8 protein-coding genes and 1 pseudogene are annotated in these 10,124 nt (G+C 59.5%); 3 read left to right on the top strand and 6 right to left on the bottom strand.

Going from position 1 to position 10,124, the window contains the following annotated elements; all coding sequences use genetic code 11:
- Positions 1 to 334 precede the first annotated feature (334 nt).
- The 3 genes and pseudogenes from ACR0NT_RS18540 to ACR0NT_RS18530 all read left to right on the top strand — a co-directional run.
- The gene (locus ACR0NT_RS18540; RefSeq protein ID WP_170675052.1) at positions 335 to 2,725 is read left to right on the top strand and encodes an ATP-binding protein; all 2,391 of its coding nucleotides are present in this window, start codon (positions 335 to 337) and stop codon (positions 2,723 to 2,725) included.
- The gene (locus ACR0NT_RS18535) at positions 2,722 to 3,339 is read left to right on the top strand and encodes a response regulator (protein ID WP_170448930.1); all 618 of its coding nucleotides are present in this window, start codon (positions 2,722 to 2,724) and stop codon (positions 3,337 to 3,339) included. The genes ACR0NT_RS18540 and ACR0NT_RS18535 overlap by 4 nt, the downstream gene beginning before the upstream one ends.
- A gap of 600 nt (positions 3,340 to 3,939) precedes the next feature.
- Positions 3,940 to 4,029, top strand: a pseudogene (locus ACR0NT_RS18530) (IS5/IS1182 family transposase); the annotation flags it as partial.
- 37 nt (positions 4,030 to 4,066) lie between these two features.
- Here ACR0NT_RS18530 and ACR0NT_RS18525 read toward each other — a convergent pair.
- From ACR0NT_RS18525 to ACR0NT_RS18500, 6 genes are all read right to left on the bottom strand, one after another.
- On the bottom strand, positions 4,067 to 5,032 hold the full coding sequence (locus ACR0NT_RS18525; protein WP_170448928.1) for an aldo/keto reductase: 966 nt from the start codon (positions 5,030 to 5,032) through the stop codon (positions 4,067 to 4,069).
- Positions 5,033 to 5,059: 27 nt separating this feature from the next.
- Entirely contained in the window at positions 5,060 to 6,340 is a 1,281-nt protein-coding gene (locus tag ACR0NT_RS18520; RefSeq protein WP_170675050.1) for a TRAP transporter large permease, read from the bottom strand.
- Positions 6,331 to 6,873 (bottom strand): TRAP transporter small permease, encoded by a 543-nt coding sequence (locus ACR0NT_RS18515; protein WP_170675048.1) that lies wholly within the window; start codon positions 6,871 to 6,873, stop codon positions 6,331 to 6,333. Before ACR0NT_RS18515 ends, ACR0NT_RS18520 begins: the two co-directional genes overlap by 10 nt.
- 60 nt (positions 6,874 to 6,933) lie before the next feature.
- Positions 6,934 to 7,908, bottom strand: coding sequence for a sialic acid TRAP transporter substrate-binding protein SiaP (locus ACR0NT_RS18510; protein WP_170675046.1), 975 nt, complete (start codon positions 7,906 to 7,908; stop codon positions 6,934 to 6,936).
- A gap of 69 nt (positions 7,909 to 7,977) precedes the next feature.
- Complete coding sequence (locus ACR0NT_RS18505; protein WP_170448921.1) at positions 7,978 to 9,267, bottom strand: L-fuconate dehydratase; 1,290 nt, start codon at positions 9,265 to 9,267, stop codon at positions 7,978 to 7,980.
- Positions 9,264 to 10,109 carry a fumarylacetoacetate hydrolase family protein gene (locus ACR0NT_RS18500; RefSeq protein WP_170675044.1) on the bottom strand — a complete coding sequence of 282 codons (846 nt, stop codon included), beginning with the start codon at positions 10,107 to 10,109 and terminating at the stop codon, positions 9,264 to 9,266. The genes ACR0NT_RS18505 and ACR0NT_RS18500 overlap by 4 nt, the downstream gene beginning before the upstream one ends.
- Between the last annotated feature and the right edge of the window lie 15 nt (positions 10,110 to 10,124).

Here is a 10,124-nt window from a genome sequence, read left to right as displayed (position 1 = left end):
CACCGCCGGTCGGATAATACACACCCGTCACACCGCCGGTGCCAATCGTGATGAATTCCTCCGCATACGCCGCCGGAGCCATAAAGGCCGCAGTAACAACCGCAGCAATTGAAGATTTATTGAGCACTTTGACACTCCTGTTGTCAGTCTTTTTTGATCCTTATGAGAATGCCTGATCGACCCAAAAAACGGTTTTGGAATCAGCCACCCAGATGCAGTAGATGAAAGCGAAACCAAACAACGCGTGTCTATACGGTAGATTACGTATAGGCTCGGGGGTTATGGAGCGGGCATCATGGCATAACCCGCCCGCAAAGACCGTCTGGACTGAAGATTGGACACCACAGCGCAACAGGCTCTCCACCGGGATCAGACCGAACCCGGCCGCCGACGCAGGTCACTGCGCGCCACGCTGGCTTTGTGTCTGGCGGGGCTGCAGTTCGTGGCTGTGTTGTCGGTCACTCTGTCGACCTTTGTCAGCTCGGAAAACGCGCTGTTGCGGCAGTCGCGCATCTCTCTGAATGAGGTCAGCGTCAATGTCATCGGACAGGTTAAGAACTTTCTGAACCCGGCGCGGCAGGTATTGGACGCGACACGACGGCTGGCCGAAAACGATGTTCTGAACATCAACGATACGGCGGCGCTGGAAAGCCATTTCTTCCAGCAATTGCAGGTGGCCCCGCAACTAGCGGGGATTTACCTGGCCGATGAAAGCGGGCGTTTTGTTTACGTCATGCGCACCGAGGAACCCGGTCGTTATCGGACCAAGGTTATCCCGCCCTTTGCACCCGAGATCACCGAGCACCCGGCGGATTTCCAATGGCGCAATGACCGGTTCACCCTGCTGGACACCGCGGAGACCCAGACCGACACCTATGAGGCCCGCACCCGTCCGTGGTTCACCATGGTCACCGAGGCGAAAGCCCCGATCTGGACCCAGCCCTATATCTTCTACACCACCCGCCAGCCGGGTATCACCTATGGAGTGCCGGTTCTGGACGAGGCGGGAAACATCCGCGCCATTCTGGGTGTCGACATTCAGATCGATGCGCTGTCCGGCTTCCTGCTGAATATCTGGTCGGAACGGCGTGGCGCGGCACTGGTGCTGAATGAAGACGGCTCGGTTCTGGCACACCCGACGCTGGTGCTGATCGACACGGATGCGGATTTCGACAATCCCGAACTGCCGATGGTGGACCAGATCGACGATCCGCTGGCGCGGCAGGCTTTTGGTACGGTGGCGCAGACCGGTCGGGCCGGAATTACAGGCCCGGTGCATACGGATTTCGAACTGGGCGGGCAGGATTATGTCGCCATGCTGATCGAGGTGTCCGAACCCGGTCTGAACTGGCTGATCGGATTGTATGCCGCCGAGGACAGTTTCATCGGCGAGATCAAGAAAAACCGGGTGCAGGGTATCTGGATCGCGCTGTCTATCGCCATCCTGACCGGGGCGATCGGTCTAGCGCTGGCCGACCGCATCTATGCCCCGGTGCGCACATTTGCCAGCCAGACCCAACGCCTGTCCAGCGGAGAGATAACGCCCGATGAAGGCCTGCACAGCCCCTATCGTGAGCTTGAAGATACCGGTGCGGCCCTGACGCAGGAGGTTCGGCAAAGGCAACGGTTCGAGACCGCCTATGGCCGCACCTTCGATCTGGCCTCCCGCGGGATGGCGCAGATTTCGCCGGAATCTGGGCGGTTCCAGCGGGTGAACGCGCAGCTTTGCGATATCATGGGCTATCAGCCCGGTGAATTAGAGAACATGACGCTGGCCGAGACACTGCCCGATGACGGCCAGCAGATCGCGGTCAAGTTCCGCGAAACGTTGCTGCAGGATTCCGAATTCATCGTGGAAAACCAGTTCATCCGCAAGGATGGCTCGACCATCTGGCTGCGGGTGAACGCGATCCTGATCCGCGATGAAAACGGCGTACCTGACCACGCGGTTGCCATCGTCGACGATGTCAGCGACCGCAAACAGGCCGAGGCTGAGGCCAGCCGCCTCAGCCGCGATCTGTCGCATGTGGCGCGGGTGAACCTGATGGGCGAGATGGCCTCGGGGTTGGCGCATGAGCTGAACCAACCGCTCAGCGCGATTTCCTACAATGTGGATGCGGCCAAGATCACGCTTGAGGAAATCGGCGATCCGGACCCCGAATTGACCCAGATTCTAACCGATATCGACCGCCAGTCGCGGCGCGCTGGCGACATTATCCGCGCCCTGCGGGAAGTTGTGCGCAAGGACCGGGGGCGGCAAACCCCGTTCGAACTGGGCGGCCTGATCCGGCAGACCGTGACGCTAATGGAGGGCGAGGCCCGGGTGAATGACATCGCTCTGACCTGTGCCGAGACCGCCCTGCCGCAGGTCATCGGCAACCGGACGCAAATCGCGCAGGTTTTGGTCAACCTGTTGCGCAACGCCATCGACGCGCTGGCCCGCGCCCCGGTCGCCGCCGGCCGGATCACGATCACCACCCGGATCACGGCGGATTTTGTCGAAACCCGGGTCGAGGACAACGGACCCGGCGTCAGTGCCAATGTGACCCTGTTCAACACGTTTGATACCCAAAAAAGCGACGGAATGGGGTTAGGCCTGTCGATCTGCCGCACCATCATCAAGGCGAACGGCGGCACGATCTGGCATGACTCAGAAGTCAAGTCGGGCGCGCGGTTCTGTTTCACCCTGCGCCGCAGCGACAGCCCGGAGGACGGCACCCCATGATCGCAGAACCGCTGACTGTATTTATTGTCGATGACGATGATGATGTGCGTATTGCCCTGTCGCGATCATTGGGTAAGCGGGGCATGAGTGTCGCGCATTTCGCCGATGCCCAATCGTTTATGGATCAGGTCAGCCCGGATGCTGCTGGCTGCCTGATCCTGGATTATGGGATGCCTGGCATGGACGGGCTGGAGCTGCAGGATCATCTGGTCCGTCAGAAGTCGACCCTGCCAATCATCTTTATCTCGGGTCATGGCGGCATTCCTGAATCCGTGCGGGCAACCAAGGCGGGTGCGATTGATTTTCTGGAAAAACCCTTTGATCTGACCGTTCTGATCGAACGGATTGAGGCGGCTTGGGATGTGGGTGCACAGCTGCGCGCGGAAAAGGCACGGCGGCAGGAATTGGCGGACAAACGCGGCCAGCTGACCGAGCGTGAGGAACAGGTGCTGCACCACATCCTGACCCACCCCGCCCGTACTTCGAGTAAGGAAATCGCCACCGAGTTGGGTATCAGCCCGCGCACGGTCGAAATTCACCGGGGCCGCATTCAGCAGAAAGTCGGAGTGAAAACCACTATCGAACTTTTTGAGTTGTTTTCGCAAACGCAGTGAACCTCAATCTGCAGAGGAAAGGTATTATTCGTTTACCCAGACTCAGTTTGCTTGAGAGTCCGGCGATTCTTTCCGACGCGTAAACGGTGTATCGCTGATAGAAAAACTGCTTTGAAAGTCGCCTAATTTTGTAAGTGTGCATCCCTGTACGAGACCTGATTTCAGATGAGGAACGAGCATTTTGGGCACTTCACGTTAGCCATCCGTATTCCGAACGGGCAGGCCATGACGGAACCTGCGAGATAAGTCCTACAAGTGGTCCAGTGTCTGCCGCAGTTCAGGCGTTGGACGTTGGCCAAGCTATGGGAAAAGATCATGGAAGCTCTGAACCAGAGCGGAACTGTGCCAGACACCATGCAAATGCGGGCAACCAATGGCACGTATTTGACGGTCCGGCGGTTCAGCCTCGTGTGAACGACCTCGACATCACGATCGGCCAGAATCCCTTCTGGATCAGAGTGCGAAACTGAGTGGAGCAGATAGAAGAACATCGCTTGTAAGACGACGCCCATACAGTCGATGCTGGCACGATTGCACTGCCATTATGTGATAGCCGTACTGCAAACGTGAACCGTATGGATCAGATTGTTGTCTACAAGATCGACCGGCTATGACAAGACCGCAGAGAGTTTTCTGAACTTCATAGGCATCGTGTCGATCCGGCCTTGGTTCCGCCATTTGTCAACTTGACCCAAGCACGAGAGGAGTTTCAGTGCCCGAAAAACTCCTACCGGAATACAGTGTGAAACGCATCCGGGGTAGCTTGGGCCATTGCTTCGATGTTTCGCGTCAGGCTTGTCGCCTTCGACGTGCCGATCAGGACAGATGATGTCAGCCGGTGCGATTTCGCAAAGTGCAACGCGGCCGTTGCCAAGGGCAGGCCAAGCCCTTCGGCCTTTTCCTGCAGTGTCCGGACACGGTCCAGTATCTCGGGTGAAGCTGGCTGATAATCATAGGTCGCGCCTTCGATCGGGCCGGTAGCCAGGATGCCAGAGTTCAAGACGCCGCCGAGGACAAGGCTGGTGCCTTGCGCATGGCATTGCGCGGTCAGCGCCTCTTCGGCTGAGCGATCCAGCAAGGTCAGACGACCGGCAAGCAGAATCACGTCAATCGGGCCGTGGTTCATGACATCGAGGCAGATTTCGTTTTCGTTCACCCCCAGCCCAAACGCTCGGATGCGGCCCTGTTCCTTCAGCTTCACCAGCCGGTCATAGCCGCTGCCCAGAAACGCCTCCATCTGGGCCGCGTTATCGACACCGTGGGTATAGGTGCCGATGTCATGCACGAATACGATATCCGCCATGGTGGTCTGCAGCCGTTCCAGACTGCTTTCCAGCGACGCCTCGATCCCGTCGCCTGAATAGTCGTAGCGCACGTTATTGGGCAGCGGGTTTACGAACCCGTCTGCCTCGGCCATGGCTTGGCCCGGCGACAGGACCCGACCTACCTTGGTCGAGATCACATAGTCTGACCGGGATTTGCCGGACAAAAACTGACCCAGACGTTGTTCCGACAGGCCGCGCCCGTAATGCGGAGCCGTGTCGAAATACCGAATTCCGGCCTCCCACGCGGTGTTCAGAACATCCTGTACGTCCGCGTCCGAGGTTTCTCGGTAGAGGTTACCAATACTGGCGCAACCAAAGGACAGTTCGGTCACTTTCAGGTCGGTATTGCCGATTTGGTTGGTTTTCATCTTTGTCTCCAGGAAAGGGACCGGATTTTACGATCCATAAAGCAGGTTTGGCAGCCAAAGGACCAGTGCTGGAACGAAGGTCAGCAGCAGCAGGACGCCAAGCAAGGGAACAAGGAACGGCAGGGTCGCGCGCACGCATTGTTCGAACGGCACCTTAGACACCCGCGACAGCACAAACAGCACCATCCCAACAGGCGGGGTTAGCAGACCCAGCATCAGGTTCAGGATGACGATGATCCCCAGATGCACCGGGTCGATGCCAAACTGCGCAGCCACTGGCATCAGCACCGGAACCAGGATCGAAATCGCGGCAATGGTTTCCATGAACAGGCCGACAATCAGGACCACGGCCATGATCAGCAGCAGCACGACGGCCTTGCTGTCAGTGAAAGACAGCACGAATTCTGCAAAATGCGCGGCAACCTGATTGGCGGTCAGGATCCAGGCGAAAACCGAGGCTGCGCCCACGATCATCATGATCGCCGCCGTTGTCTCGATGGTTTCCAGCGAAATCACGGCCAGCTTCCGAACGGTCAGCGTGCGATAGACCAAAGTGCCGAGGATCAGCGCATAGGCTGCGGCCCCGATGGCTGCTTCGGTCGGGGTGAAGGCCCCCGAGACGATGCCACCCACGATGATGACGGGTGTCATCAACGGCAGGAAGGCTGCCTTGAAGCGTGTGGCGATGACCGAGGGGCTAAAGCTCACGTCACGCGGATAGTTCCGCGTGCGCGACATCCACCAGATCATGATCGACAGCGACACCGCCATCAGAAGACCCGGCACAATCCCGGCGACAAACAGTTTGCCGATCGAGACCGAGGCCATGACCCCGAAGATCACCAGCGGCAGCGAGGGTGGAATGATCGGCCCAATGGTCGACGAAGCCGCGGTGACACCGACGCTGAAATCGTCGTCATAGCCCGCTTCGCGCATGGCCTTGATTTCAATCGCACCAAGACCGCCGGCATCGGCAACCGCAGCGCCCGACATACCGGCAAAGATAATGCTGGCGCCCACATTCACATGACCCAGACCGCCATGCATCCAACCGACGATGGCGCGGGCAAAGCCGAAGATGCGCGCGGTGATCCCGGCCGAGTTCATCAGCGCTCCGGCCAGAATGAAGAACGGGATCGCCAACAGCGGGAAGCTGTCCATGCCGTTGACCATGTTGTGCATCAACAGCACCGGTGGCAGGCCGGAATAGAGGATGTAGGCAAACGACGACAGCGCCAGCGAAAACGCGATTGGCACGCGCATCAGCATCAGGCCGAACAGCGATACGAAAAGAATGATCAGGCCCATTTGTTGACGCCTTCCTTCAGCTGCTTCACCCGCGCGACAATCTGATAGGTCACAACCCCCAGATTTCCGACCGCCAGCACCATGACCGCGGCGTGCAGGTAGTATTTCGGGAACGGCAGCGAGACCATTTGCTGGAACGACGTGCGCTGGATCAGCTCCCAGGCCGACCAGATGATGACGACGAACAGAACGAAGGTTGCCACCAGCGCAAAGACATGCACCCAGCTCAGCAAGCGGCCATAGTGCTTATCGACGAACTCCAGAACGATATGGCTGCCCACCGCCTGACAGCGAATGGCCCCGGCAAAGCCCAGAGTAATCAGCAGGTAGCGCGCGGCCTCTTCGGTCCAGGCGATCGAGTCATTCAAGACATAGCGGGTGAAAAACTGCAGAAAGACGACGCCGAACAGCAGGCCGAACAGGGCCAGCAGGCCGTAATCGGGCACGGTGATACGATAGTTGCGGAAATGCGCATCGTCCTCGGCGGCAAGCGCGTCAAAGTCGATTTCGGGTGGGGTCTCGGTCTGTGTCATCCAGGCATACCTCGTGCGTAAAGGCCGGACCCAGGGCGCGCCCGGGTCCGGCGTGTCACGTTATTCCTGGATCGCCTGCAGACGTTCGAACGTCTCGGCATCCCAAGGAACGGTATCGCCAACCAGCAGAGGGGCGACTGCCTCCATGAACGGCGCGCGATCAACCTCGTTCACAGTCACGCCCTTTTCGCGGAACCAGTCGGCCAGCTCGGCCTCGGATAGCACGATCTCATCCGACGTGGCCGAGGCGGCCTCGGACAGCGCGTCCAGCAGCGCCTGACCATCATCGCCCATCTTGCCCAGCGTCACCGGCGAGACCACGACCGCCAGCGAGTTGGTGATGTGACCGGTCAGGTTGATGTTGGACTGCACCTCATAGAACTTCTTGAACTGGATGGTCGGCAGCGGGTTTTCCTGAGCGTCCACAACACCTTGCTGCAGGGCCAGATACACCTCGGCAAAAGCCATCGGGGTGGGGTTCGCACCGGTTGCCTCGGGGAACATCTGATAGGCAGGCGCGTTCGGCGTGCGGATCTTCAGGCCTTCCATGTCGCCCGGCGCAAGGATCGGCTTGTTCGAGGTGACGTGACGCGCGCCATAATAGGTCATGGTCGCAATCGTGTTGCCCGAGATGTTCTTGTACTCATCGGCCATCTCATCGAATAGGTCCGAGTTCACATAGGCTTTCCAGTGATCATAGGACCGCATGGTGAACGGGTAATCCGAGATGCTGATCGGACCATAGGACTGCCCCAGGAACGCCACACCGGTATAGATCGCGTCGACGGTGCCCAGCGACAGCGCTTCGTTCAGCGCGGCCTCTTTGCCCAGTTGCGAGGCCGGGAAGACCTCCATCTTGTAGCGGCCATCGGTCTTTTCCTCGAGCAGCTCGGCGGCTTTTACGGCAGCGGCGTGATAGGGGGTCGAGGCCTCATACACGTGGCCAAAGCGCAGGGTTTCCTGTGCCAGACCAGCCGTTGCGCTGAGCGCAAAAATACAGGCGGCCCCAAAGGCCGTTTTACCAAAGTTCAACATTTTCTCATTCCTCCAGGTTGGGTGATAAGCCGCCCGACTGTTGTTGCTTTTATGGTCAGGCGGCGGGGGTTATTCCGCTGCCAGTTTGGGCAGGAACCGGAAATCTCTGATGGTTTCGGGTTTCATCTCGATTGAGAAACCAGGTTTGTCGGGGGCCATGTAGGCACCGTTCTTCACCACGCAGGGGTCGATGAAGTGCTCGTGCAGATGGTCCACGAACTCGATCCGCTTGCTGTCTTTTTCGCCCGAGATCGCGACGTAGTCGATCATCGACATGTGCTGGACATATTCGCACAGGCCCACGCCGCCCGCATGGGGCCAGACAGGCAGATCGTATTTCGCCGCCATCAGCATGACCGCCAGCACCTCGTTCAGCCCGCCCATCCGGCAGCTGTCGATCTGAACGATGTCGATCGCGCCTTCCTTGATGAACTGCTTGAAGATGATGCGGTTCTGGCACATCTCGCCGGTGGCGACCTTGACCGGAGCCACCCCTTCGCGGATCGCCTTGTGGCCGAACACGTCATCAGGACTGGTGGGCTCTTCAATGAAGAAGGGCCGCGCAAAGGACAGCGCTTTGACCCAGTCAACGGCCTGATCGACCTCCCACACCTGATTGGCGTCGATCATGATGTTCATGTCTTCGCCCAGCACTTCGCGCGCGATGGTCAGGCGGCGGATGTCGTCGTCCAGATCGCGGCCGACTTTGAATTTGGTGTGGGTAAAGCCCGCCTCCTTGGCCTCGCGGCACAGGCGGCGCAGCTTGTCGTCGGAATAGCCCAGCCAGCCTGCCGAGGTGGTGTAGCAGGGATAGCCTTCGGCCTTCAGCTTTGCCACACGCTCGGCCTTGCCCGGCGCGGCGGCGCGCAGCAGCGCCAGCGCCTCGTCCGGCGTGATCGCGTCGGTCAGGTAACGGAAGTCGATCAGGCGCACGATCTCTTCCGGGCTCATCTCGCCGACCAGTTGCCAGACGGGCTTGCCCGCTTCTTTGGCCCACAGGTCCCACGCGGCGTTCACGACCGCGCCGGTGGCCAGATGGATCGCGCCCTTATCGGGGCCAATCCAACGCAGTTGGCTGTCGCCCGTGATATGACGCCAGAACCGGCCCATATCTTCGGTGATCCAGTTCAGATCCAGCCCGATGACCAGCGCACCAAGCGCCTCGATCGCGGCGACGCAGATCTCGTTGCCGCGTCCAATGGTGAAAGTCAGGCCGTGGCCCTCATGCGCGCCATCGGTTTCCAGCACCACATAGGCGGCGGAATAATCCGGATCGGGGTTCATCGCGTCCGACCCGTCCAGACTGTCCGAGGTCGGAAAGCGCAAATCTTCGGTACGAATGCCTGTGATACGGGTCATTTGCTGGCCTCGACTTTCTGGCGCTGTACGCCCAACCCTTCAATGCCCAGCTCCATCACGTCGCCGGGTTTCAGATAGACCTCGGGTTTCTGGCCCAGACCCACGCCCGGAGGCGTTCCGGTCGAGATCACATCGCCCGGTTGCAGCGACATGAACTGCGACAGGTGCGAGACCACGGTCGCCACGTCAAAATGCATCGTCTTGGTCGAGCCGTCCTGATAGCGATGCCCGTTCACCTCAAGATACATCGGCAGGTTCTGCGGGTCCGGCACCTCGTCGCGCGTCACCAGCCAGGGGCCGATGGGGCCGAACGTGTCGGCGGACTTGCCCTTGACCCACTGACCCGAGCGGTGCAGCTGAAAGTCGCGTTCAGACAGATCGTTGATCACGCAATAGCCCGCGACGTGGTCCAGCGCGTCCTCGACGGAAACGTATTTGGTATGCTTGCCAATCACCACGCCCAGCTCGACCTCCCAGTCGGTCTTGGCCGAGTTGCGCGGGATTTCCACGGTGTCATCGGGGCCCATGATCGCAGAGGTGGCCTTGAAGAAGATCACCGGCTCTTCGGGCAGCGCCATGCCGGATTCGGCGGCATGGTCGGCATAGTTCAGGCCGATGCAGATGAACTTGCCCACCTGACCGACGCAAGCGCCGATACGCGGCGCACCTTCGACCACCGGCAGCGCATTCACGTCCAACGCACGCAGGGCATCAAGCCCGGCGTCCGACAGCGCGTCGCCCGCGATGTCGCTTACTTTTCCGGACAAATCGCGGATCTCTCCGTTTTCATCCATCAGGCCGGGTTTTTCTTGTCCAACCGGACCGTAACGCAGCAGTTTCATCTCAAATCTCCCTGA

Source organism: Ruegeria sp. AB10, assembly GCF_056542745.1.
The sequence above is the reverse complement of the archived record's forward strand: the minus strand, read 5'-3'. Positions and strand labels throughout refer to the sequence as shown.

What these genes read in the sequence shown, in the direction of transcription:
- ACR0NT_RS18520 (WP_170675050.1), bottom strand. Translation starts at nt 6,340, where the DNA reads ATGGGCCTGATCATTCTTTTCGTATCGCTGTTCGGCCTGATGCTGATG.
- ACR0NT_RS18525 (WP_170448928.1), bottom strand. Translation starts at nt 5,032, where the DNA reads ATGAAAACCAACCAAATCGGCAATACCGACCTGAAAGTGACCGAACTG.
- ACR0NT_RS18535 (WP_170448930.1), top strand. Translation starts at nt 2,722, where the DNA reads ATGATCGCAGAACCGCTGACTGTATTTATTGTCGATGACGATGATGAT.
- ACR0NT_RS18510 (WP_170675046.1), bottom strand. Translation starts at nt 7,908, where the DNA reads ATGTTGAACTTTGGTAAAACGGCCTTTGGGGCCGCCTGTATTTTTGCG.
- ACR0NT_RS18500 (WP_170675044.1), bottom strand. Translation starts at nt 10,109, where the DNA reads ATGAAACTGCTGCGTTACGGTCCGGTTGGACAAGAAAAACCCGGCCTG.
- ACR0NT_RS18505 (WP_170448921.1), bottom strand. Translation starts at nt 9,267, where the DNA reads ATGACCCGTATCACAGGCATTCGTACCGAAGATTTGCGCTTTCCGACC.
- ACR0NT_RS18515 (WP_170675048.1), bottom strand. Translation starts at nt 6,873, where the DNA reads ATGACACAGACCGAGACCCCACCCGAAATCGACTTTGACGCGCTTGCC.